This is a genomic window from Pseudomonas sp. EA_65y_Pfl1_P113 (genome assembly GCF_963970525.1).
Classification (GTDB): domain Bacteria; phylum Pseudomonadota; class Gammaproteobacteria; order Pseudomonadales; family Pseudomonadaceae; genus Aquipseudomonas; species Aquipseudomonas tritici.
In genome coordinates this window covers 211,120-234,139 of the sequence record NZ_CAXAQM010000003.1, presented here as the reverse complement: position 1 = coordinate 234,139, position 23,020 = coordinate 211,120, and the positions used below count along the sequence as shown (strand labels likewise).

Here is a 23,020-nt window from a genome sequence, read left to right as displayed (position 1 = left end):
ATGGGCGACTCGTCACGGATGACCCGTTCTTTTGTCAATACGCTCTGGCGACGCGCTGCGCTGCTCGGTTGCCTGCTGTTTGCCGCTCCTGCCTGGAGCGCCGATATCCTGCTGACCGCCGCCGAAGACGGCGCGGGCGTGCAAGCCTTTGCCCAGGCGCTGGCCCAACAACGCCCCGAAGACCACGTCACTTTCACCGCCCTCAAGGATTTACCGGCTCCCAGCCACCTGCCGGCCAACACGCGCCTGATCTTGCTCGACCTGCCCGGTCTCGACTGGCGCCTGCAGGACACCCTGGGCCCGCCGACCCTGGTGCTGCGCATCAGTCGGGTGCAGGCCCACCAGCGCCTGGGCACAACGCAGCACCCACGCATCAGCCTGTTGTGGAGCGACCCGCCGCTGGAGCGCCAATTGCGCCTGATCACCGGCATCCTTCCCCGAGCACGGCGCATCGGCGTGCTCTATGGCACCGAAAGTGAATTTCTCCTGCCCGAATTGCGCCAGCACGCCACGCCCTTGGGCCTGGAAATCGTGCCGCAGCGCTGGGACAACATAAATGACAGTCGGCCGCTACAAACCCTGTTCAGAAAAAGTGACGTGTTGCTCGGCCTCGACGACCCGCAGTTGTACAACCCGAAAACCGCGAAGAACCTGTTGCTGAGCAGCTATGCCCAGCAATTGCCGCTGGTGGGCCCAAATGCGGGCTTTGTGCGGGCCGGCAGCCTGGCCAGCACCTACAGCGACCAGGACGACTGGCTGCGCGTGCTCGACCGCCTGCTCGACCATCCGCCAGCCCATTGGCCGAGTTCGCTGTATCCGGAACACTTCAAAGTCGTGGGCAACCCGCAAGTCGCGCGCTCACTGGGGATCGAACAGGTGGACGAAGCCAGCGTTGCCACGCGATTGGCCGAAGGAGAAAAACGCCCATGACCTTGCGTCGCCGTTGGGATATCAACACCCGTACCCAGCTCATCACCCTGGGCCCGGCACTGTTGCTGACGTTGCTGTTGATCAGCTTCTTTACCTTCGTGCGTATCCAGGACCTGCGCCAGGAACTGGACCACACCGGCCAATTGATCGCGAACCAACTGGCGCCCGCCACCGAATACGGGGTGATTTCCGGCAACAATGATGTGCTTGATAGCCTGTTGCGCGCCACGCTGGCCACGCCCCATGTGCGCTTCCTGGAGATCCAGGACAGCAGCGAGAACATTCTGGTGTACGTCGAGCAACCTTCAGAGCACCACGACCGTTCGCTGTCGGTAAAAGTGTTCCAGGCGCCGATTCGCCTGCAACACATCCAGTTGGGCAATGACTTCTTCCAGGACACCCTCAACGAACCCAAGGCACCGCGTGAGGACTACCTGGGCCGGGTGATCGTCGGCATGTCCAACGACGCGTTCAGCCAGCGCCAGCAGGAGATCCTGTTGAAGGCCGGCATCCTGGCGCTGTTCGCCCTGTTGTTCACCTTCCTGCTCGCACGGCGCCTGGCCGCCAGCCTGTCACAACCGATCAGCGCCATGGGCAATGCGGTGAAGGCCATCCAGCAAGGGGACTACAAGACGCCGCTGCCGATCGTGGATGATTCGGAGCTCGGCGACCTGTCGCGGCATATCAATAACCTCGCCGAAGGGCTCAATCAGGCCAGTCGCGAACAACAGCAGGCCATGGCCCAGTTGATCCAGACCCGCGAAGAAGCCGAGCGCGCCAACAACGCCAAGTCGGATTTCCTGGCGATGATGAGTCATGAGCTGCGCACGCCCATGAACGGTGTGCTGGGCATGTTGCAGTTGCTGGAAACCACCGAGATGACCGAGGAGCAGACCGAGTACGCGGCGCTGGCTTGCGAGTCCACCGAGCATTTGCTCAAGGTCATCAATGACATCCTCGACTTCTCGCGGATCGAGCGCGCCGCGCTGGAGTTGGAGCACATTCCGTTCAACCTCGCGGACCTGATCAACAACTGCGCCCAGGCCTTCCAGCACAGCGCGCAGCAGCGTGGGTTAGCGCTGCAGCTGTCGATCCCGCAAGGAATGGACGCCTTGCGCGTGCAGGGCGACCCGACGCGGATCCGCCAAATCCTGGTGAACCTGATCGGCAACGCACTGAAGTTCACCGAGCACGGCGCGGTCAGCGTTGAACCCCAGTGGCAGACCCTCGACCATGAACTGGTGTGGTTCACCTGTACCGTGCGTGACAGTGGCATCGGGATTTCCACCGAGCGCCTGGAGTTGATGTTCGATGCATTCCAGCAAGCCGACAGTTCCATTTCAAGACGTTACGGCGGCACCGGCCTGGGACTGCCCATCGCCCGTACCCTCGCTGAACGCATGGGCGGCACCCTGCGCGCCCAGAGCGAAGAAGGCCGTGGCTCGTTGTTCACCCTGGAAATTCCCCTGGCCATTGATCAGCAGAGCTTGCCGACCATCGCTACCGACGCCGACGGCAAAGGCAGCGCCGGCGATGGCCGCCATGTCCTGCTGGTGGAAGATAACCCAGTCAACCGCACCGTGGTCGAAGCCATGCTGCGCAGCCTGGGCTTCGCAGTGAGCATTGCCACCGACGGCGCCGAGGCGATCCGTAGCGCCGAAAGCCTGATTTTCACGGCGATCCTGATGGATTGCCGGCTGCCGCTGATCGATGGCTACGAAGCCACCCGGCAGATTCGCCAATTGCCGGGGTGCGCTGACCTGCCGATCATCGCCCTGACCGCCAACGCCTTGCAGGGTGACCGTGAAGCCTGTCTTGCAGCCGGAATGAACGATTACCTGGCCAAGCCGTTCAAACGCACGGATTTGCAGCAAATACTGCAACGTTGGGTGCAATAGCGCCGCGCCATCAGCCAACTCCGACTGGCGTGAAAGGCGAAAGTGCGGCAGTCTTAGGCACCCGAACGGGCCCATAAACAGACCCGGTTTAAAATTTCAGTGAACAAGTGTACATTCAGTGCCTTGCCGCTGTGACTTTCACTACAACGCAATAGTCTATGTGTAGGCTGCCGACATGAGGCATGAACGCTTCATTCGGTTCGGGAAGATTTGCCCTACCCTGCCGCATGGGATTATTGAGGAGCTCGCATGACCAAACAAAACGCCTTTACTCGGGAAGACCTGCTGCGCTGCAGTCGCGGTGAGCTGTTCGGCCCAGGTAACGCGCAACTGCCCGCCCCGAACATGCTGATGGTGGATCGAATCACCCATATCAGCGAAGAAGGTGGCAAGTACGGCAAAGGTGAATTGGTCGCCGAGCTGGATATCACCCCGGACCTGTGGTTCTTCGCCTGCCATTTCGAAGGTGACCCGGTGATGCCAGGCTGCCTGGGCCTTGACGCCATGTGGCAACTGGTTGGCTTCTACCTGGGCTGGCAAGGCCTGCCGGGTCGCGGTCGCGCCCTGGGGTCAGGCGAAGTGAAATTCTTTGGCCAGGTCTTGCCGACCGCCAAGAAAGTCACCTACAACATTCAAATCAAGCGCGTCCTCAAGGGCAAGCTGAACCTGGCTATCGCTGACGGTTCGGTGACTGTCGACGGTCGCGAGATCTATACTGCCGAAGGCCTTCGAGTCGGCGTATTCACTTCCACTGACAACTTTTAAGGGTTATCCGCATGCGCCGCGTCGTTATCACTGGTCTGGGCATCGTTTCTTGCCTGGGCAATGACAAAGAGACCGTCACCGCTAACCTGCGTGCAAGTCGCCCTGGCATCCGCTTCAACCCGGAATATGCCGAAATGGGTCTGCGTAGCCAGGTTTCCGGCTCCATCGACCTGCCCCTCGAAGAACTGATCGATCGCAAGATCTATCGCTTCGTCGGCCACGCAGCCGCCTACGCCTACCTGGCGATGAAAGACGCGATCGCCGACTCCGGCCTGAGCGAAGATCAGGTATCCAACGTACGCACCGGCCTGATCGCTGGCTCCGGCGGCGCATCGACCCTCAACCAGATGGAAGCGCTGGACATCCTGCGCGAAAAAGGCGTGAAGCGCGTTGGCCCGTACCGTGTTACGCGGACCATGGGCAGTACCGTTTCGGCCTGCCTGGCCACGCCATTTGCAATCAAGGGCGTGAACTACTCGATCTCCTCCGCCTGCGCCACCAGTGCTCACTGCATCGGGACTGCCGTTGAGCAGATCCAGCTGGGCAAGCAGGACATCGTGTTCGCCGGCGGCGGTGAAGAAGAGCATTGGAGCCAATCGTTCCTGTTCGACGCCATGGGTGCACTGTCCACCCAGTACAACGAAACCCCGGAAAAGGCCTCCCGCGCCTACGACGCCAAGCGTGACGGTTTCGTCATTGCCGGCGGTGGTGGCATGGTGGTGGTCGAGGAGCTGGAACACGCTCTGGCCCGTGGTGCCAAGATCTACGCGGAAATCGTTGGCTACGGCGCGACGTCCGATGGCTACGACATGGTTGCACCAAGCGGTGAAGGCGCCATCCGCTGCATGCAAATGGCAATGTCTACCGTTGACACCCCAATCGACTACCTGAATACCCACGGCACGTCGACTCCGGTCGGTGACGCCAAGGAAATGGAAGGCGTGCGTGCGGTTTTCGGCGACAAGGCCCCGGCCATCAGCTCTACCAAGAGCCTGTCCGGTCACTCCCTGGGCGCCGCTGGCGTTCACGAAGCGATCTACTGCCTGCTGATGATGGAAGGCAACTTCATGGCCGGCTCGGCCAACATCGACGAGATTGATCCGGTTGTGGCTGATATGCCAATCCTGACCAAGACCGTTGAAAACGCCAAGATCGACACCGTGATGAGCAACAGCTTCGGCTTTGGTGGCACTAACGCTACCCTGGTGCTGAAACGCTGGCAGGGTAAATAAACCTCGCAGGTTGATCATATGAAAAGCCCCGACTGGTTCGGGGCTTTTTTGTGGGTCACTGAATTTGAGATCGTGCTGCGCTACACAGAAAACCGCGCCACCATCGAATTCAAATCCACCGCCAACCGCGACAACTCCTGGCTCGCCGCACTCGCCTGATTCGCCCCCTCGATGTCTGATGCGCCAGATCGCGAACGTTCATCAAATTGCGATCCACTTCCCGCGCCACTGCCGCCTGTTGCTCAGACGCACTGGCAATCACCAGGTTACGCTCATTGATGAGGGTAAACGCCGAGGCAATTTCCTCCAGCGCCGTGCCCGCCGAGGTCACACAGCTGAGTTCTTCAGAGGCCGACGCCAACTGGTTGGAAGACGCGGAGATACGCCGGATGGTGTCGCGCAAGTTCTCCTGCATGCCCTTGAGCGCCCGCTGCAAGCGCGCCGGCTCGTCGCGGCCACTCACGCCGACCTCACCGGTCAAGTCTCCGCTGGCCACGCCCTGGGCGACTTTCAACGACTACGCCAACGGCTGCACGATACTGCGTGTCAGCAAAACCGCCCAGGGCAAACACCATCAACGCCAACACACCAAAACCCAATCCTGCACGCGGGGGATATTCAGACGTCTGATACTCATGCCTTGGCTCCTTCCAAACGCGCTGCATCCATTTGCAGCCGGCTCCTGAAAGGAATCGGCCGATTACGGCCATTGCGCAAGACCACAACGTGATATCAACGTGCTCCGCCATCGCGGCTCGCTTTAGGCAAGACGGCAAGAAAGTTGTCACGCGCGACTTTTTTGGCAACCTCCTCAGGCAACGCATCTAGAAAAGGGTCAAAGCGGCGCATTTCCTTACCCAGCTTGTTGAAACGCCCGACTACATCCGAGCCCACCATAAACCGATCTGGAAAGCGCCTCACCAGCGCTACCCACTCCGAGCGTGGCTGACCTGCGTCGTCCAGTAGATACGGCGTGAGCATGCTCCAGGACAAGTCGATATACAGGTTGGGGTAGGCCTCCAGCATGCGGCTCAACGCGGGCAACAAAAAGTCCATCTGCACCTGATGCCGGTGGATTTCCTTGCTGGTGCCGGCATGGGCCCAGATAAAGCGGGTGTGCGGATGGTTGCGCAGCGGCTCCTCGACCTCGGCGAGATACAGCGGGTTACGCTCGCGTTTGGAGGTGATATTGGAGTGCAGCATCACCGGCAGGTCGTTTTCCGCGGCGAGGTGATAGATGCGTGTCATGGCTTCGTTATTCGCGCGCGGCGTGTCACCCGCCGTGATGGCTGTGAGGTCGTCATGGCGCGTGAAGACTTCGCCGATGCCCTGCCAAAGCCCTGGGTTGAGGTCGAGCATGCGCTGGATATGGGCGTCTGAATTCTTGTCGTTGGGATTGAAGCCGGACAGGAACGGATGAAAGTGCTGGCGCTGCTCTGGGGTCAGTTTGTTGACGGCTGCCGCGACGATCACGTCGGTGGCGCTGTACCAATAGGCATCGGCGTCATCACCGGCGTAGTAGCGTGGGCGTTTGGGCTCGTCTTCGTGCCATTTCTTCGCGACCGGTATGCCGGAAATCATCACATGCTCAATGCGGTTGTCGGCCATCGCCTTGAGCAGCTTGTCCATGCCCGCGGTTTCCTGGAAGAAATCCACGTAATGCAGGTGCGCGTCGCTGTAGGCATAGTCGCGAGCCTGCACGGCAAGGCTACTGGCGGCGAGCCACAAGGCAAGGGTCAGGCGAGTCCAGGGCACGGTAAAACCTCGATTAGGGCTGATACGGGTAGACCTTGCGCGCCATGCCAGGTTCATCCAGCAAAAAACGCGGAACACCGAAGTGCCCGCATGCTCTATAACTGCATGACCTTCATCCTGCCACCCTGTGAGGTTTGCCATGCCTGTTACCGTGAATACCCTGAACCAGGACAACTTTCGCCATAGCGTCAATATCAACAACCATGAGTTGTTTACTGACCTGCCCAAAAGCCTGGGCGGCGACGATTCGGCGCCCTCCCCCCATGACTACTTCGACGCGGCACTGGCGTCGTGCAAGGCCTTGACCGTCAGGCTTTATGCCCAGAAAAAAGACATCCCGCTGACCGGCGTGACCGTGGAAGTCACCCACGACGCCACCGAAGAGCAAAAGGGCAAATACAAGCTCAACGTCAAGCTGACGCTAAAGGGCGTACTCACCGACGAACAACGCGATGAGCTGCATCGCGTGGCTGATCGCTGCCCGGTGCACAAGTTGATGACTACCGCCGAGGTCAGCATCGAGACCCAATTGTCGGAAGGCGCCTTCAGCCAATAGCGGCAACATCCTACCGAGCGGGTTATGCTCAGAAGCATCCAACCCGCTCAGACTGGGATGCACCATGACCACCCTCACCGTGATTCGCCCTCGCCCCGAAGATGTCGAAGGCCAACCGATCCTGCGCCCTTTGCCATCGCGAGAATGCCGCAGCGTTGGGCCTTTTGTGTTTTTCGACCATATGCTGCTCACCCGCTACACGCCGGGCGATGGCATGAACATCCGCCAGCACCCGCATATCGGGCTGTCGACCCTCACTTATCTGTTCGACGGTGCACTGCAGCATAAGGACAGCCTGGGCTCGGACCAAGTGGTGCAGGCCGGCGATGTCAGCTGGATGACTGCCGGCAGTGCGATTGCCCACGTTGAGCGCACGCCAGAGGCGCTCAAGGCCAGCGGTTTCAGCCTGCATGGGCTGCAAGTCTGGCTGGCATCACCAAAGGACCACGAAACGGGGCCGGGACATTACAGCCATCACCCGGCAGCGAGCTTGCCGGTGAGTGACAACCTCGGCGTGCAGATCCGCCTGATTGCGGGTGATGGGTTCTGCCTCAAGTCGCCGGTGCCGGTGCTATCGCCCACGCTGTATGCAGAGGTGCGCATGCAACCCGCCACGACGCTGCTGATTCCTGATGAGCATGAGGAACGCGCGGTGTATGTGCTGGAGGGTGAAGCGCAGTTGGATGGTGAGGTGTTGGAGGTGCACAGCCTGGTAGTGTTGCCGACCGGGCAGGAAATGACGTTGTGTGCCGAGAGTGACTGCCATCTGGTGGTATTTGGCGGCGCGGCGCTGGATGGGCCACGGCGGATCAATTGGAATTTTGTGGCGAGTGACCCCTCAAGAATCGAACAGGCGCGGCAGCGCTGGGCGGCTGGGGATTGGCCGACGGTGCCGGGTGAGTCTGAGAGAATTGAGTTGCCGGTGAGATAGCATTCGCGAGCAAGCCCGCACACATTCGACCGCGTTTACCCTGTAGGAATGCGCTCGAATGTGGGAGCGGGCTTGCTCGCGATGAGGCCCGAACAAGCGCTAGGGATTTAGCCCTTGAACACTTCATCCAACAAGTTATGCATCGACTGAAAGGCCCGCGCAGCGGTCTTCGCGTCGTACATCATCGTGCCCGGCACATTCGCATGCGGGTCAGTGAAGGAATGTACCGCGCCGCCGTAGCTCAGCAACTGCCAATCCACACCCGCCGCGCTCATTTCATCTTCAAACGCCGGCAGTTGCTCTTTCGGCACCAACGGGTCGCAAGCACCGTGCAGCACCAGCACTGAACCCTTGATGTTCTTCGCATCCGCCGGATTCGGCGTGTCGAGGGTGCCGTGGAACGATACCGCCGCCTTCAACGGCGCACCGGTGCGCGCCAGCTCCAGGGAGCAGCAACCGCCAAAGCAGAACCCAAAGGTTGCCAACCTGGAGGTATCAACCTTCGCTTCGGCCTGGCCTTGCAACTGCTCGAAGGCCGCCTGCATACGCTGGGTCAGCAACGGGCGGTCATTCTTCAACGGCATCATCGCTGCGCCGGCTTCATCGCCATTCGACGGACGCACGGTTTGCCCGTACAGGTCGGCGATGAGCACCACGTAGCCCTTGCTGGCCACGCTTTTGGCGATCTCTTCGGCACCCGCACTCACACCCATCCAGTTCGGCGCCATCAGCAGGCCCGGCAACGGGCCTTTGTGGCTGGCATCGAACGCCAGGCGGCTTTCATAAGACTGGCCATCAATCTGATAGACCACGGAACGCACAGTGACTTGGCTCATCATTTACTCCAGTTGAGATGCACTAGAACGAAAAAACCCGCCGAGGCGGGTTTTCTCTACAACGGTGTCAAACCGACAGTTCAACCAACAGCTTGTTCAGGCGGCGCACATAGGCGGCCGGGTCTTTCAGGCTGTCGCCAGCAGCCAGGGCCGCTTGGTCGAAGAGGATGTGCGACAGGTCGCCAAAACGCTCTTCGTTCTGCTCGGCGTCGAGCTTCCCGATCAGCGGGTGAGCCGGGTTGAATTCGAAGATCGGCTTGGAATCCGGAACCTTTTGCCCGCTGGCTTCGAGGATCTGACGCATCTGCATGCCCAGGTCCGCTTCGCCGATGGCCAGGATCGCCGGGGAATCGGTCAGACGGTGGGAAACCCGCACTTCGCTGACAGCCTCGCCCAGGGACGCCTTGATCCGCTCAACCAGGCCTTCTTTGGCCTTGGCGACTTCTTCGGCTTCTTTCTTCTCTTCTTCGGAGTCCAGGTTACCCAGGTCCAGGTCACCACGGGCCACGTCGACAAAGGACTTGCCGTCGAAGTCGCTGAGGTAGCTCATCAGCCACTCATCGATACGGTCGGTCAGCAGCAGCACTTCGATGCCTTTCTTGCGGAAGACTTCCAGGTGCGGGCTGTTCTTGACCTGAGCGTAGGTTTCGCCGGTCAGGTAGTAGATCTTGTCCTGACCTTCCTTGGCACGTGCCAGGTACTCGGCCAGCGACACAACTTGCTCGCCGCCCTCTTCATGAGTCGAGGCAAAACGCAGCAGGCCGGCGATTTTTTCCTTGTTGGCGAAATCTTCAGCAGGGCCTTCTTTCATGACCTGGCCGAAGTTTTTCCAGAAGCCTTTGTATTGCTCAGGCTCGTTCTTCGCCAGTTTTTCCAGCATGTCGAGCACGCGCTTGGTCAGCGCCGACTTCATGGAGTCGATGATCGGGTCTTTCTGCAGGATTTCACGCGACACGTTCAGCGACAGGTCGTTGGAGTCGACCACGCCTTTGATAAAGCGCAGGTACAGCGGCAGGAAGGATTCCGCCTGGTCCATCACGAACACGCGCTGCACGTAGAGCTTGAGGCCCTTCGGCGCTTCACGCTGGTACAGGTCGAACGGAGCACGGGCCGGCACGTAGAGCAGCGAGCTGTATTCCAGCTTGCCTTCGACCTTGTTGTGGCTCCAGCTCAGCGGGTTTTCGTAGTCGTGACCGATGTGCTTATAGAACTCCTGGTATTCCTCGTCCTTGATCTCGGTACGCGGACGGGTCCACAGCGCGCTGGCGCGGTTGACCACTTCCCATTCCTGGGCCGGCGCTTCTTCGCCTTCGGCAGCAGCCTGTTCTTTAGGCAGTTCGATGGGCAAAGCGATGTGGTCGGAGTACTTCTTGATAATGTTGCGCAGGCGCCAGCCATCGGCGAACTCGTCTTCACCGTCTTTGAGGTGCAGCACGATACGCGTGCCACGGTCGGCCTTATCGATGGTAGCGATTTCGAACTCGCCCTCACCTTTGGATGACCAGTGCACGCCTTCACCAGCGGCAAGGCCGGCACGGCGGCTGAACACTTCAACTTTATCGGCAACGATAAAGGCCGAGTAGAAGCCCACACCGAACTGGCCGATCAGGTGCGAATCTTTTTTCTGGTCGCCCGACAGATTCTTCATGAAATCAGCGGTACCGGATTTGGCGATGGTACCCAAGTGGGTAATCGCGTCTTCACGGCTCATGCCGATGCCGTTGTCTTCGAGGGTGACGGTCTTGGCGTCCTTGTCGAAGCTCACACGGATTTTCAGTTCGGCGCCACCTTCAAGCAACTCCGGCTTGGACAGGGCTTCGAAACGTAATTTGTCGACAGCGTCAGAGGCGTTCGAGATCAATTCGCGAAGGAAGATTTCCTTGTTGGAATACAGCGAATGGATCATGAGGTGCAGCAGTTGCTTCACCTCGGTCTGGAAGCCCAGGGTTTCCTTTTGAGTTTCCACACTCATGGTCATCAAACTCCAATTGGATGGTAGTGGCCGCGCCCTTGAGGGTTGGCGGCGGGTTGTCATCAAAGTTGGGGGCTAAGACCAGGATTTCAAGGGCAGCTCTGTTACTCGATTTTGAAATGCGCACGAGCGGTGGCGATGGGCTCGGCCGCGATGCTTTGCCAGGCGGTGATCGCCACGTTTGCCACTCGTCGGCCTTGGCGCCACACCTGGCATTTGGCGTAAGTGTCGCGAAACTGCCCGGCGCGCAGGTAATCCAGGGAAAAATCGATGATTTTCGGGATGCCTGGCGTACCGGTAAACACCAGTAGGTGCAGCGCCGCCGACAGTTCCATAAAGCCCGCGATCACCCCACCGTGCAGCGCCGGCAATATCGGGTTACCAATATTGTCCTTGCTGGCCGGCAGCCGAAACAGCAATTCATCTCCAAGCCGGGTGCATTCGATGCCGATCAGTTTGGCGTAAGGGATCAGGTTGAGCAGCGCCTCGTAATCGCCGCGCGCATGGGCCTGCTCCAGGCGGGTCTTGAAACGGTGCGTCATGCCTGTTCTCCCTTGAGCGTACTGCCCAGCCCTTGCGTGCCTTTGAGGCGCTTGCCCATGCGCATGAACGTACCCACCACATGGGCGATGGGTTGTTGAGCGTCATCCTGATAGGCGAAGCCACGGGTGAAGATCACGTCGGTGGTCACTCGATAGCATTGGGCGAAGCCATACACCGGTTTATGTGGCGCGGCGGGATGCATGTAATCGACCCGCAGGTCGAGGGTCGGGCACACCTCGAATTCCGGCAATACACACAGGGTGGCCATGCCGCAGGCCGTGTCCATCAAGGAGGTCAGCGCGCCGCCGTGGATCACGCCGGTAGTGGGGTTTCCTACCAGATGCGCGGCGTAGGGCATGACAAGTGTGACGCCCTGCGCGTCGGCATGATGGGCGGTAATGCCCAACACCTGACAATGGCGCAAGGCCGATACAAAGCGTGTCGCACGCGCTAGCAGGGGATTTTCGGTCATCGTGTCTGGACTCTTATTTGTATGGATTCGCAATATCGGTGGCGCGTATGGAAGTTCCTAGGTGACTGTTTTTATATATCTTCGTAACAAAAGGAACTAATGCTGAACCGCCATGCTCGAAAGGCCAGTAGATATCTTCAATAAGGAGAAACACCCAATGCGCAAGACTTTAGCTATTTCCATGATGCTGGCCGCTGCCCTCGGTCTCGCTGCCTGCGACAAGAAATCCGAAGACAAAGCCCAAGACGCCGCAGCACATTCCGAGCAAGCTCAGAAAGACATGGCGAAGGCTCAGGATAAAGTGAACGACGCCGCGAAAGAAAATGCCGATGCTGCCAAAGCTCAGGCTGAATCGAACGACGCCGCCGCAAAAGAAGCAGCACCTGCTACCCCTGCCACCGGTTCTTGAGACCGCGGCTTGAAATAGCTTTGCTGCAAGAAGAAAGCCCGCTTAGATAGCGGGCTTTCTTTTGTCTGGCATTTAGAGTTGACGGTTTAACTAAATCGTCTCTTTAACCACTTCCGGCAACGGCGTATCGGTCTGCGTATACACCATCACTTGCAGTACGTCGGAATGAAACTCCCGGCGATACAACACCAGCACCACTCCACTGCTCATCAACATGAACAACCAGGGGCTGACAAACCACGCGAGCATGGTCATGCCGAAGTAATAAGCGCGAAGACCAAAGTTGAACTGGTTGGCGGCCATGGAGATCACCCGTGCCGCGCGCAGGGCAAATGCATTGCGCTCCTGCTCCGACACGTGCCGCTCGCCGATCATCGGTGCCGAGCCCACCAGCACCGCCGCGAAGTTGTATTGGCGCATGCACCAGCTGAACGTGAAAAACGCATAGACGAATACCAGCGCCAGGCATAGCAGCTTGATCTCTGACATGCCTTGGGAGGCCTGCTGCACCATGGGGATGTCCGCCAACAGCGACACCGCGCGCTCCGAGGCGCCGAGCACGGTGAGAATACCGGCCAGGATAATCAAGGTACTGGAGGCGAAGAACGAGGCGTTGCGTTCCAGGTTGCCGATCACACTGGCATCGGCGATGCGGTTGTCGCGCAACAGCATGCGGCGCATCCAGTCTTCGCGATACAGATGCAGCACGCTGGCGAGGCACGCGGTGTCCCGGGCTTTCCAGGTGGCATAGCGGGTGTAACCCCCCCAGCAGAGGACGAACCAGAGGGCGGCAAGCAGGTGGATCTGATTGGTTTCGACGAACGACATGTGGGTCCTGTTACACGGTGGTGTGGATGTTCACGCAGTCTAAAATGTGGGGGCGGGCTTGCTCGCTCCCATATTTACTGCGCTCCAACTTTAGAAGGTTGTTGTCTCATAAGCATAAAAAATGCCCCGTATCGATTGATACGGGGCATTTCAGTACTGCGCGAGCGTGGGTTATGCGATGGCTTCGCTACGCTTGCCGAGCATACGGTCAACCACCACCGCAACCCCCAGGGTCATCACCGAAGGCACCAGCCACGCCAGGCCCTGCTCGCTCAAGGGCAAATTTGCAAACTGCGACGGCAACCAACCCGCCAGGCCCGCACCCTTGAGCGCATCGATGCAGCCAAAGATGAACGACACCAACATCACCGGTCCAACGATACGGCCCTGCTCCTGCCAGAAGTCTTTGCAGAAGCTCAGCGCAACCAGCACGATGCACGGCGGATAGATCGCGGTGAGTACCGGGATCGAGAAGGCAATCAGCTTGGTCAGGCCCAGGTTGGACACGAACAGCGAGAACAGCGCCAGGATCACCACTAGGGTCTTGTAGGACAGCGGCAAGACGCGGCTGAAGTACTCGGCGCAGGCACAGGTGAGGCCAACAGCCGTGACCAGGCACGCCAGGGAGATCAGCACAGCCAGGAAGCCGCTGCCCAGGGAGCCAAATGTGTGTTGCACATAGGCGTGTAATACGGCGGCGCCATTGGCAGCACCGGCGGCGACTTCATGACTGCCCGAACCAAGGCGGAACAGGCTGACATACACCAGCGCCAAGCCCACACCGGCGATCAAGCCGGCGATGATTGCGTAGCGGGTGATCAGCTTTGGCGACTCCACGCCACGGGAGCGAATGGCGTTGACGATCACGATGCCGAACACCAGGGCGCCCAGGGTATCCATGGTCAGGTAGCCGTTGATGAAGCCTTGTGAGAACGGCGCAGCCACGTATTCCGGGGTAGCGACACCCACGTCACCGGCCGGCAAGGCAAACGCGGCGATGCCGAGGATGGCCAACGCAATGATCTTCAGCGGTGCGAGGAATCGACCCACGGTGTCCAGCAGTCGGCCTGGGTACAGGGAGACAAAGAACACCACCAGGAAATACACCGAGCTGTAGAGGAACAGCGCCAACGGGCTTTCGCCGGTCAGCGGTGCCAGGCCCACCTCAAAGGATACGGTCGCGGTACGCGGCGTGGCGAACAGCGGCCCTACCGCCAGATACGCCGCCGCCGCCAGCAGGCCACCGGCAATCTTGCCGATCGGGCTGCTCAACGCGTCCATACCGCCGCCAACCTTGGCCAGCGCGATCACGGTGACCACCGGCAAACCCACCGCGGTGATCAAAAAGCCCAGCGCTGCCATCCAAACGTGAGGTCCGGACTGCAAACCCACAATAGGCGGGAAGATGATGTTGCCGGCGCCCACGAACAGGGCAAAGGTCATAAAACCCAGCGCCAGGATGTCCTGGCCTTTCAACACTTTCATTTGAGGAAATACCACACTACTGAATCGGAATTTAGAGAGGGATTCCCTATGGATGAGGGAAATACTGCCGGCCCTTATGGGAGCCGACCGGTCTAGCGCGCGGCTTCCTTTTGGGATGCGGGCGCATAAAGAGGCGGCTAGGGTACAGAATTGGGCTGACAAACGCACTGTTGCGGGGCGGACTGTCCGATAAGCGACAGTTCCATGTCGCATTCTCGTAAGAGCAGCAACAAGAGGCAAGCTTCAAGCGGCAAGAAGCACCGCATGCTTCTCTCTTACAGCTTAAAGCTTGCCGCTTATAGCTGCCTTTAAACGCACAAAGGCCACCCGAAGGTGGCCTTTGTGTGGGTAAAGCGTCAGCTAAGCGCGAGGCTTATTTGACAGCCCAACCCGTCAGCTCGGACAAAGCCTTGCCGATGTCTGCCAGCGAACGCACGGTTTTAACGCCTGCGTCTTCCAGGGCAGCAAACTTCTCGTCTGCAGTGCCCTTGCCGCCAGAGATGATTGCGCCAGCATGGCCCATGCGCTTGCCAGCAGGGGCAGTCACACCAGCGATGTAGGAAACAACCGGCTTGGTCACGTGTGCCTTGATGTAGGCAGCCGCTTCTTCTTCAGCCGAACCGCCGATCTCACCGATCATGACGATCGCTTCGGTCTTCGGGTCTTCCTGGAACAGCTTCAGGATGTCGATGAAGTTGGAGCCTGGGATCGGGTCACCGCCGATGCCGACGCAAGTCGACTGACCGAAACCGGCGTCAGTGGTCTGCTTAACAGCTTCGTAGGTCAGGGTGCCGGAACGGGAAACGATACCGACTTTGCCTGGCAAGTGAATGTGTCCTGGCATGATGCCGATCTTGCATTCGCCTGGGGTGATCACGCCTGGGCAGTTAGGGCCGATCAGGGTAACACCCAGCTCGTCGCACTTAACTTTAGCGTCCAGCATGTCCAGGGTAGGAATGCCTTCGGTGATGCAAACGATCAGCTTGATGCCGCCGAAGGCTGCTTCCAGGATGGAGTCCTTGCAGAAAGGAGCTGGAACGTAGATCACGCTGGCGGTAGCGCCAGTGGTTTCTACAGCTTCTTTCACGGTGTTGAACACTGGCAGACCCAGGTGCTCGGTACCGCCTTTACCAGGAGTAACGCCACCCACCATCTTGGTGCCGTATTCGATGGCTTGCTGGGTATGGAAACTACCTTGCGAACCGGTAATACCCTGGCAGATAACTTTGGTGTCTTTATTGATCAGGACGCTCATTATTTGCCCTCCGCAGCTTTGACAACTTGTTGAGCAGCGTCGGTCAGGCTGGTAGCCGCGATAATGTTCAAACCGCTTTCTGCCAGTACTTTAGCGCCCAGTTCAGCGTTGTTACCTTCAAGGCGAACAACAACCGGGATTTTAACGCCGACTTCTTTCACTGCACCGATGATGCCTTCGGCAATCATGTCGCAACGAACGATGCCGCCGAAGATGTTGACCAGTACTGCAGCGACGTTGGCGTCGGACAGGATGATCTTGAAGGCTTCGGTCACGCGTTCTTTGGTAGCACCACCGCCTACGTCGAGGAAGTTGGCTGGTTTGCCGCCATGCAGGTTGACGATGTCCATGGTACCCATGGCCAGGCCAGCACCGTTGACCATGCAACCGATGTTACCTTCCAGCGCTACGTAGTTCAGTTCGAACTTGGCAGCGTGCGCTTCGCGCGGATCGTCTTGCGACGGATCGTGGAAAGTCTTCAGCTTAGGCTGACGGTACATGGCATTGGCGTCGATGTTGATCTTGGCGTCCAGGCAGTGCAGATCGCCGTCAGCCTTGATCACCAGCGGGTTCACTTCCAGCAGGGCCAGATCGTGATCCTGGAACAGTTTGGCCAGACCCACAAAGATCTTGGCGAACTGGGCAACTTGCTTGCCTTCCAGGCCCAGCTGGAATGCCAACTCGCGACCCTGGAATGGCTGAGCGCCAACCAGTGGATCGATAGTGGCTTTCAGAATTTTTTCTGGGGTTTCGTGAGCGATTTTCTCGATGTCCACGCCACCTTCGGTGGAAGCCATGAACACGATGCGACGGCTCGAACGGTCAACGACAGCGCCCAGGTACAGCTCTTTAGCGATATCAGTGCACGATTCAACCAGGATCTTGGTGACTGGCTGGCCATTGGCATCAGTCTGGTAAGTCACCAGACGCTTGCCCAGCCACTGCTGTGCGAAGGCTTTGGCGTCTTCTTTGCTGCGAACCAGCTTAACGCCGCCCGCTTTACCGCGACCACCAGCGTGGACCTGGGCTTTGACAACCCACTCGGTGCCGCCGATTTTGTCGCACGCTTCCGCTGCTGCTTCCGGGGTGTCTACTGCGTAGCCCTTGGATACTGGCAGGCCGTATTCAGCGAACAGCTGCTTACCCTGATACTCGTGAAGATTCATGCTTTTTACCGTCTTCGTTAGGTACTGCGCATTCGGCGCTGCGCTCATTATGAGTGCCGCGCCACCTGTGACTGCTGCTTGCGCAACTTGCGGGGCTCAGGGCCCGTAAAGCTGCGCAAGACTGCGTCCAGCGGATATTCCGCGGTGAGTCTTGCGCGCAAGGCTCACGACGGGCAACTCCGCCGTGGTTTCTTATTATCTCGCTTAGCGCTTCTTGCGGTTGGCGATGTGGATGGCGCCGCCATTCACCGCCAACGCTGCTTCGTGCAACGCTTCGGACAGGGTCGGATGGGAGAAGACCATCATGCCCAGGTCCTCGGCACTGGTGCCGAATTCCATACCGATCGCGCCTTGCTGAACCAGTTCTGCAGCGCTTGGGCCAATCACGTGGACGCCCAATACGCGGTCAGTCTTGGCATCAGCGATGACTTTGACAAAACCACCGGTGTCGTTGGCTGCCATGGCACGGCCAGATGCAGCAAACGGGAAGGTGCCGACGTTAACTTCAACGCCTTCAGCTTTCAACTGCTGTTCGTTCTTGCCGACCCATGCAATTTCCGGGTGGGTGTAGATAACCGATGGGACCAGGTCGTAGTTCATCTGGGTCTTGTGACCCTTGATGCGCTCGACAACCATAATGCCTTCTTCGGAAGCCTTGTGCGCGAGCATCATGCCGCGAACCACGTCACCGATGGCGTACACGCCAGGCACGGTGGTAGCGCAGTGATCGTCAACGTGGATGAAGCCACGTTCGTCGATGTTCACGCCGCTGTCAGCTGCCAGCAGGTCAGTGGTCACTGGACGGCGACCAACGGCTACGATCAGCTTGTCGAATGTGATGGTCTGCTCGCCTTCTTTATCGGTGTAGGTCACAACGACTTCTTCGCCGTTGACCTTGGAACCGGTAACACGGGCGCCCAGTTTGATGTCCAGACCTTGCTTGGTCAGGGTTTTCAGGGCTTCTTTGGACACCGCGGTGTCGGCAGCCAGCAGGAACGTGTCCAGGGCTTCCAGCACGGTGACGTCGGAACCCAAACGGGACCATACCGAACCCAGTTCCAGGCCGATCACGCCAGCGCCGATCACGCCCAGACGCTTAGGAATCGATTGGAACTCCAGGGCGCCGGTCGAATCAACGATCACGTTCTGGTCAACTGGAGCAGGCGGGATGTCGATTGGGCGCGAACCTGGGGCCAGGATCACGTTCTCGGCTTCGATGACTTCAACCGAGCCGTCTGGCTTGGTGATTTCAACTTTCTTGCCGGCCAGCAACTTGCCGTGACCTTGCAGGGAAGTCACGCCGTTGGCCTTGAACAAGGTGGCAACGCCGGAAGTCAGGCCTTTAACGATGTTGGCTTTACGGCCGATCATCGCTGGCACGTCCATGGTCACGCCAGCGTGGTTAATGCCGTGGATCGCGAAACCGTCTTGGGCTTCGTGGAATTTCCAGGAGCTGTCCAGCAGCGCCTTGGAAGGAATGCAACCAACGTTCAGGCAAGTACCGCCCAATGCCAGTTTGCCTTCCTTGTCGGTGTATTTTTCGATGCAAGCAGTCGAGAGGCCCAGTTGTGCGGCCTTGATGGCGGCAACATAGCCGCCAGGACCTGCACCAATCACTACAACGTCAAATTTCTGTGTCATAAAAAGGTTCCCTTTTTAGCTGCAAGCTACAAGCTGCACGCCGCAAGTTGAAAGCACCGTTCGCCGCTTTGGGCTTGGCGCTTTCAGCTTGCGACTTGCAGCTGCTTTTTAGATATCCAGAAGCAGACGAGCTGGGTCTTCCAGCAGGTTTTTGATGGTCACCAGGAAAGTCACGGCTTCTTTACCATCGATCAGGCGGTGATCGTAAGACAGTGCCAGGTACATCATCGGGCGGATCACGACTTGGCCGTTGATGGCCATCGGGCGCTGGATGATGTTGTGCATGCCCAGGATCGCGGCTTGTGGCGGGTTGACGATCGGCGTCGACATCATCGAACCGAAGGTACCACCGTTAGTGATGGTGAACGTACCGCCGGTCATCTCGTCGATGGTCAGTTTGCCGTCACGGGCTTTCTTGCCGAAGCCTGCGATGCCGCCTTCGATTTCAGCCAGGCTCATCAGCTCAGCGTTACGCAGTACTGGAACTACCAGGCCACGGTCGCTGGACACGGCAACGCCGATGTCTGCATAGCCGTGGTAAACGATGTCGGTACCATCGATCGAAGCGTTGACTGCCGGGTAGCGTTTCAGCGCTTCAGTAGCCGCTTTCACGAAGAACGACATGAAGCCCAGGCGCACGCCGTTGTGGGACTTCTCGAACAGATCCTTGTACTTCGAACGCAGGGCCATGACTTCGGTCATGTCGACTTCGTTGAAGGTAGTCAGCATCGCCATGTTCGACTGTGCTTCAACCAGACGCTTGGCCACGGTGGCCCGTACGCGGGTCATCGGTACGCGCTTCTCGGTGCGGTCGCCAGCGGCGAACACAGGCGCAGCGGCAGCCGGGGCAGCAGCCTTGGCAGGTGCGGCAGCTGGAGCGTTTTTCTTGGCTTCAACTGCAGCCACCACGTCTTCCTTGGTCACACGGCCGTCTTTGCCGGTGCCTTTGATGGACGACAGGTTGATGCCGTTTTCTTCAGCCAGCTGACGGGCAGCCGGTGCAGCGATTGGATCTTCGCCGCCTGCAGCCGGAGCAGCAGCGGGAGCCGAAGCAGCAGCCGGTGCAGCGGCAGCAGGAGCAGCGCTGCCCTCTTCGATCGAGCCCAGCACCTGGTTCGACAGAACGGTAGCGCCTTCTTCGGCAACGATTGCACCCAGTACGCCGTCAGCTTCGGCCAACACTTCCAGAACGACTTTGTCGGTCTCGATGTCGACGATCAGGTCGTCACGCTTTACAGCGTCGCCTGGTTTCTTGTGCCAGGTGGCAACGGTGCCATCGGCAACCGATTCCGGGAATGACGGGGCTTTGATTTCGATAGCCATTATCTGTGGGTCCTTAAAATTCGGTTTCAGTCAGCGCGAAGGCGTTAAACAGTGAAAGCATCTTGCAGCAGTTTTTCCTGCTGCTCGGCGTGCATCGACGCATAACCACACGCAGGTGCAGCAGAAGCGTCACGACCGGCATATTCCAGGCCCAGGGCCTGCTTATGGTTACCGATGCTGCGACGCAAATGATGCTGGCTGCTGTACCAAGCGCCCTGGTTCATCGGTTCTTCCTGGCACCACACAACATTAGTGAGGTTGGTGTAAGGCGCGATGGCCTCCATCAGGTCGTCTTCCGGGAACGGGTAAAGCTGCTCGATACGCACGATGGCGATGTCTTCGCGGCCTTCGGCACGGCGTTTTTCCAGCAGGTCGTAGTAGACCTTGCCGCTGCACAGGACCAGGCGAGTCACTTTCGCCGCGTCCAGCGTGTCGATCTCTGGAATAACGGTCTGGAACGAACCATCCGCCAGATCTTCCAGGGTCGAGATGGCCAATTTATGACGCAGCAGCGACTTCGGTGTCAGTACCACCAGCGGCTTGCGCAGCGGGCGGATCACCTGGCGACGCAGCAAGTGGTAGATCTGGGCCGGGGTAGTCGGCACGCACACCTGGATGTTGTGCTCGGCGCACAGCTGCAGGTAACGCTCCAGACGGGCCGAGGAGTGCTCCGGACCCTGACCTTCATAACCGTGCGGCAGCAGCATGGTCAGACCGCACAGACGGCCCCACTTGTGCTCGCCGCTGGTGATGAACTGGTCGATAACCACCTGGGCACCGTTGGCGAAGTCGCCGAACTGGGCTTCCCAGATCACCAGCGCCTGCGGCATGGTGGTCGAGTAACCGTACTCGAACGCCAGTACGGCTTCTTCGGACAGGAACGAATCGTACAGGTCGAAACGTGGCTGGCCTGCATACAGGTTCTGCAACGGGATATAGGTGCCCGCGTCTTTCTGGTTGTGCAGCACAGCATGACGGTGCGAGAACGTACCACGGCCGATGTCCTGGCCAGTCATGCGGATAGGGTGACCTTCGAACGCCAGGGTCGCGTACGCCATGGTTTCGGCGTAACCCCAGTTGATCGACAGGCCGCCGACTTGCATCTTCTGACGGTCTTCGTAGATCTTCGCAACCTGGCGCTGAACCACGAAACCTTCCGGGATTTCCAGCAGCTTGGCGGACAACTCCTGCAAGGTCTTCAGATCGAACGACGTATCGTGACGCGCAGTCCAGGCGTGGCCCAGGTACGGACGCCAGTCAACGAACAACTCTTTGTTCGGCTCTTTAACCAGGCTTTTTACAACATGCAGACCATTGTCCAGCGCGTTGCGGTATTCATCGACTTTCGCCTGAACACGCGCATCGTCAACCACGCCGGCCTTGGTCAGGCTTTCGGCGTACAGCTCACGGGTAGTGCGCTGCTTGGTGATCTGCTGATACATCAACGGCTGAGTACCACTTGGCTCGTCCGCTTCGTTGTGACCGCGACGGCGGTAGCAAACCAGGTCGATCACCACATCGCGCTTGAACTGCATGCGGTAATCAATGGCCAACTGGGTCACAAACAGCACAGCTTCCGGATCATCGCCATTCACATGGAGGATCGGCGCCTGGATCATCTTGGCAACGTCGGTCGCGTACTCGGTAGAGCGCGCGTCCAGCGGGTTGCTGATGGTGAAGCCAACCTGGTTGTTGATGACGATGTGAACGGTACCGCCGGTCTTGAAGCCGCGGGTCTGCGACATCTGGAACGTTTCCAGGACCACGCCTTGACCGGCGAAAGCCGCGTCACCGTGGATGGAAATCGGCAGAACCTTTTCACCGGTGGTGTCATTACGACGATCCTGGCGAGCACGGACCGAACCCTCGACCACTGGAGAAACAATTTCCAGGTGGGATGGGTTGAAGGCCATGGCCAGGTGAACTTCACCGCCGGTGGTCATCACGTTGGACGAGAAGCCCTGGTGGTATTTAACGTCACCGGAACCCAACTCAACCTTCTTCTTGCCTTCGAACTCGTCGAACAGCTCACGCGGGTTCTTGCCGAAGGTGTTGACCAACACGTTCAAGCGACCACGGTGAGCCATGCCGATCACGATTTCCTTGGTGCCGTAGGAACCCGAACGCTGGATCAACTCGTCGAGCATCGGGATCAGGCTTTCGCCGCCTTCCAGACCGAAACGCTTGGTGCCCGGGTATTTGGTACCCAGGTACTTTTCCAGGCCTTCGGCAGCGGTTACGCGCTCGAGCAGATGGCTGCGGACATCGTCAGACAGCACTGGACGACCACGCACACCTTCCAGACGGTGCTGGAACCAGTGGCGTTGCTCGGAATCGGTGATGTGCGTGAACTCAGCGCCAATGGTGCGGCAATATGTCTGCTGCAACGCTTCGTGAATTTCGCGTAGGCTCGCTTCCTCTTTGCCGATGAACAGGTCGCCGGCACGGAAGGTCGTATCAAGATCGGCATTGGTCAAGCCGTAATGATTGATCGACAGGTCAGCAGGTGCAGGACGCTTCCAGAGCCCCAGCGGATCAAGCTGGGCCGCCTGGTGGCCACGCATCCGGTAGGCCTGGATCAGTCGCAATACCTCAACTTGCTTCTTCTCGTGCTCACTGCTCACGCTGCCGGCGGAAACCGGTTGGGCGCGGCGCTGGTTCTTTGCCAGCAGCACAAACTGATCGCGAATCGTGGCGTGCGATACATCGGTGGCAGCGTTGCCGTCTGAAGACAACGTCTGAAATTTGGTGCGCCATTCTTCTGGCACAGCGTTAGGGTCGTGCAGGTAGAGCTCATAAAGCTCTTCCACATAGGCAGCGTTACCACCTGAAAGATAGCCGCTGTTCCACATGCGCTGCATCACGCTTTCTTGCATGCTTGGTCACCCTCGATTTGGGGACACCACCGGCGAAAACACCGAGTTTGCTTGCGAAAGGCCAAGTGCAGCGACCAAAACAAGCCACTTAGGATCACGCTGATAGTTCGGGTACCAACCCGAATGCCCCTGCTTGTCTCATTTCTT

Annotated in this window: 19 protein-coding genes and 1 pseudogene; 7 read left to right on the top strand and 13 right to left on the bottom strand. The window is 58.9% G+C overall.

What is annotated here, in order from left to right; translation table 11 throughout:
• The 4 genes from AACY52_RS04990 to fabB all read left to right on the top strand — a co-directional run bounded on the left by AACY52_RS04990 (position 1) and on the right by fabB (position 4,825).
• A complete protein-coding gene (locus AACY52_RS04990; protein WP_339560319.1) occupies positions 1 to 930 on the top strand; it encodes an ABC transporter substrate-binding protein in 930 nt (309 codons plus the stop codon).
• Positions 927 to 2,828, top strand: a complete 1,902-nt coding sequence (locus AACY52_RS04985; protein WP_339427795.1) for an ATP-binding protein — start codon at positions 927 to 929, stop codon at positions 2,826 to 2,828. The genes AACY52_RS04990 and AACY52_RS04985 overlap by 4 nt, the downstream gene beginning before the upstream one ends.
• A 249-nt stretch (positions 2,829 to 3,077) precedes the next feature.
• Entirely contained in the window at positions 3,078 to 3,593 is a 516-nt protein-coding gene (gene fabA, locus AACY52_RS04980) for a 3-hydroxyacyl-[acyl-carrier-protein] dehydratase FabA (RefSeq protein ID WP_003210552.1), read from the top strand.
• Positions 3,594 to 3,604: 11 nt separating this feature from the next.
• On the top strand, positions 3,605 to 4,825 hold the full coding sequence (gene fabB, locus AACY52_RS04975) for a beta-ketoacyl-ACP synthase I (RefSeq protein WP_012723103.1): 1,221 nt from the start codon (positions 3,605 to 3,607) through the stop codon (positions 4,823 to 4,825).
• Between the two features lie 80 nt (positions 4,826 to 4,905).
• Here fabB and AACY52_RS04970 read toward each other — a convergent pair.
• Both AACY52_RS04970 and AACY52_RS04965 read right to left on the bottom strand, forming a co-directional pair.
• Positions 4,906 to 5,384 (bottom strand): annotated as a pseudogene (locus AACY52_RS04970) (HAMP domain-containing protein); the annotation flags it as partial.
• Positions 5,385 to 5,557: 173 nt separating this feature from the next.
• Positions 5,558 to 6,580 carry an amidohydrolase family protein gene (locus AACY52_RS04965; protein WP_339415038.1) on the bottom strand — a complete coding sequence of 341 codons (1,023 nt, stop codon included), beginning with the start codon at positions 6,578 to 6,580 and terminating at the stop codon, positions 5,558 to 5,560.
• 139 nt (positions 6,581 to 6,719) lie between these two features.
• Here AACY52_RS04965 and AACY52_RS04960 point away from each other — a divergent pair, with 139 nt between their 5' ends.
• Positions 6,720 to 7,136 (top strand): OsmC family protein, encoded by a 417-nt coding sequence (locus tag AACY52_RS04960; RefSeq protein WP_314567716.1) that lies wholly within the window; start codon positions 6,720 to 6,722, stop codon positions 7,134 to 7,136.
• A gap of 64 nt (positions 7,137 to 7,200) precedes the next feature.
• Positions 7,201 to 8,067: a pirin family protein gene (locus AACY52_RS04955; protein WP_339529696.1), complete on the top strand. Its 867-nt coding sequence runs from the start codon at positions 7,201 to 7,203 to the stop codon at positions 8,065 to 8,067.
• A gap of 107 nt (positions 8,068 to 8,174) precedes the next feature.
• On the opposite strand, the gene AACY52_RS04950 is transcribed toward AACY52_RS04955, so the two are convergent.
• The 4 genes from AACY52_RS04950 to AACY52_RS04935 all read right to left on the bottom strand — a co-directional run bounded on the left by AACY52_RS04950 (position 8,175) and on the right by AACY52_RS04935 (position 11,890).
• Positions 8,175 to 8,903 carry a dienelactone hydrolase family protein gene (locus AACY52_RS04950; RefSeq protein WP_339414672.1) on the bottom strand — a complete coding sequence of 243 codons (729 nt, stop codon included), beginning with the start codon at positions 8,901 to 8,903 and terminating at the stop codon, positions 8,175 to 8,177.
• Between the two features lie 67 nt (positions 8,904 to 8,970).
• Complete coding sequence (gene htpG, locus AACY52_RS04945; RefSeq protein ID WP_339560318.1) at positions 8,971 to 10,875, bottom strand: molecular chaperone HtpG; 1,905 nt, start codon at positions 10,873 to 10,875, stop codon at positions 8,971 to 8,973.
• 104 nt (positions 10,876 to 10,979) lie between these two features.
• Positions 10,980 to 11,417, bottom strand: coding sequence for a PaaI family thioesterase (locus AACY52_RS04940; RefSeq protein WP_339560317.1), 438 nt, complete (start codon positions 11,415 to 11,417; stop codon positions 10,980 to 10,982).
• Entirely contained in the window at positions 11,414 to 11,890 is a 477-nt protein-coding gene (locus AACY52_RS04935; RefSeq protein WP_339470347.1) for a PaaI family thioesterase, read from the bottom strand. The genes AACY52_RS04940 and AACY52_RS04935 overlap by 4 nt, the downstream gene beginning before the upstream one ends.
• Positions 11,891 to 12,047: 157 nt before the next feature.
• Here AACY52_RS04935 and AACY52_RS04930 point away from each other — a divergent pair, with 157 nt between their 5' ends.
• A complete protein-coding gene (locus AACY52_RS04930) occupies positions 12,048 to 12,299 on the top strand; it encodes a hypothetical protein (protein ID WP_090407089.1) in 252 nt (83 codons plus the stop codon).
• 90 nt (positions 12,300 to 12,389) lie between these two features.
• On the opposite strand, the gene AACY52_RS04925 is transcribed toward AACY52_RS04930, so the two are convergent.
• The 7 genes from AACY52_RS04925 to AACY52_RS04895 all read right to left on the bottom strand — a co-directional run bounded on the left by AACY52_RS04925 (position 12,390) and on the right by AACY52_RS04895 (position 22,873).
• Positions 12,390 to 13,127: a DUF599 family protein gene (locus AACY52_RS04925; RefSeq protein WP_339414676.1), complete on the bottom strand. Its 738-nt coding sequence runs from the start codon at positions 13,125 to 13,127 to the stop codon at positions 12,390 to 12,392.
• Positions 13,128 to 13,298: 171 nt separating this feature from the next.
• Positions 13,299 to 14,612 (bottom strand): branched-chain amino acid transport system II carrier protein, encoded by a 1,314-nt coding sequence (gene brnQ / locus AACY52_RS04920; protein WP_339414677.1) that lies wholly within the window; start codon positions 14,610 to 14,612, stop codon positions 13,299 to 13,301.
• Between the two features lie 373 nt (positions 14,613 to 14,985).
• On the bottom strand, positions 14,986 to 15,867 hold the full coding sequence (gene sucD, locus AACY52_RS04915; protein WP_065872666.1) for a succinate--CoA ligase subunit alpha: 882 nt from the start codon (positions 15,865 to 15,867) through the stop codon (positions 14,986 to 14,988).
• Positions 15,867 to 17,033: an ADP-forming succinate--CoA ligase subunit beta gene (sucC, locus tag AACY52_RS04910; RefSeq protein WP_060754516.1), complete on the bottom strand. Its 1,167-nt coding sequence runs from the start codon at positions 17,031 to 17,033 to the stop codon at positions 15,867 to 15,869. Before sucC ends, sucD begins: the two co-directional genes overlap by 1 nt.
• A 204-nt stretch (positions 17,034 to 17,237) precedes the next feature.
• On the bottom strand, positions 17,238 to 18,674 hold the full coding sequence (gene lpdA / locus AACY52_RS04905; protein WP_339414678.1) for a dihydrolipoyl dehydrogenase: 1,437 nt from the start codon (positions 18,672 to 18,674) through the stop codon (positions 17,238 to 17,240).
• Positions 18,675 to 18,782: 108 nt separating this feature from the next.
• Positions 18,783 to 19,997 carry a 2-oxoglutarate dehydrogenase complex dihydrolipoyllysine-residue succinyltransferase gene (gene odhB / locus AACY52_RS04900; RefSeq protein ID WP_339414679.1) on the bottom strand — a complete coding sequence of 405 codons (1,215 nt, stop codon included), beginning with the start codon at positions 19,995 to 19,997 and terminating at the stop codon, positions 18,783 to 18,785.
• 44 nt (positions 19,998 to 20,041) lie between these two features.
• Complete coding sequence (locus AACY52_RS04895; RefSeq protein WP_339560316.1) at positions 20,042 to 22,873, bottom strand: 2-oxoglutarate dehydrogenase E1 component; 2,832 nt, start codon at positions 22,871 to 22,873, stop codon at positions 20,042 to 20,044.
• Positions 22,874 to 23,020: the final 147 nt, after the last annotated feature.

Bases quoted from the DNA above. Each gene is read 5' to 3' on its own strand.
- AACY52_RS04990 (WP_339560319.1), top strand. From the start codon at position 1: ATGGGCGACTCGTCACGGATGACCCGTTCTTTTGTCAATACGCTCTGG.
- AACY52_RS04985 (WP_339427795.1), top strand. From the start codon at position 927: ATGACCTTGCGTCGCCGTTGGGATATCAACACCCGTACCCAGCTCATC.
- fabA (WP_003210552.1), top strand. From the start codon at position 3,078: ATGACCAAACAAAACGCCTTTACTCGGGAAGACCTGCTGCGCTGCAGT.
- fabB (WP_012723103.1), top strand. From the start codon at position 3,605: ATGCGCCGCGTCGTTATCACTGGTCTGGGCATCGTTTCTTGCCTGGGC.
- AACY52_RS04960 (WP_314567716.1), top strand. From the start codon at position 6,720: ATGCCTGTTACCGTGAATACCCTGAACCAGGACAACTTTCGCCATAGC.
- AACY52_RS04955 (WP_339529696.1), top strand. From the start codon at position 7,201: ATGACCACCCTCACCGTGATTCGCCCTCGCCCCGAAGATGTCGAAGGC.
- AACY52_RS04950 (WP_339414672.1), bottom strand. From the start codon at position 8,903: ATGAGCCAAGTCACTGTGCGTTCCGTGGTCTATCAGATTGATGGCCAG.
- htpG (WP_339560318.1), bottom strand. From the start codon at position 10,875: ATGAGTGTGGAAACTCAAAAGGAAACCCTGGGCTTCCAGACCGAGGTG.
- AACY52_RS04940 (WP_339560317.1), bottom strand. From the start codon at position 11,417: ATGACGCACCGTTTCAAGACCCGCCTGGAGCAGGCCCATGCGCGCGGC.
- AACY52_RS04935 (WP_339470347.1), bottom strand. From the start codon at position 11,890: ATGACCGAAAATCCCCTGCTAGCGCGTGCGACACGCTTTGTATCGGCC.
- AACY52_RS04930 (WP_090407089.1), top strand. From the start codon at position 12,048: ATGCGCAAGACTTTAGCTATTTCCATGATGCTGGCCGCTGCCCTCGGT.
- AACY52_RS04925 (WP_339414676.1), bottom strand. From the start codon at position 13,127: ATGTCGTTCGTCGAAACCAATCAGATCCACCTGCTTGCCGCCCTCTGG.
- brnQ (WP_339414677.1), bottom strand. From the start codon at position 14,612: ATGAAAGTGTTGAAAGGCCAGGACATCCTGGCGCTGGGTTTTATGACC.
- sucD (WP_065872666.1), bottom strand. From the start codon at position 15,867: ATGAGCGTCCTGATCAATAAAGACACCAAAGTTATCTGCCAGGGTATT.
- sucC (WP_060754516.1), bottom strand. From the start codon at position 17,033: ATGAATCTTCACGAGTATCAGGGTAAGCAGCTGTTCGCTGAATACGGC.
- lpdA (WP_339414678.1), bottom strand. From the start codon at position 18,674: ATGACACAGAAATTTGACGTTGTAGTGATTGGTGCAGGTCCTGGCGGC.
- odhB (WP_339414679.1), bottom strand. From the start codon at position 19,997: ATGGCTATCGAAATCAAAGCCCCGTCATTCCCGGAATCGGTTGCCGAT.
- AACY52_RS04895 (WP_339560316.1), bottom strand. From the start codon at position 22,873: ATGCAAGAAAGCGTGATGCAGCGCATGTGGAACAGCGGCTATCTTTCA.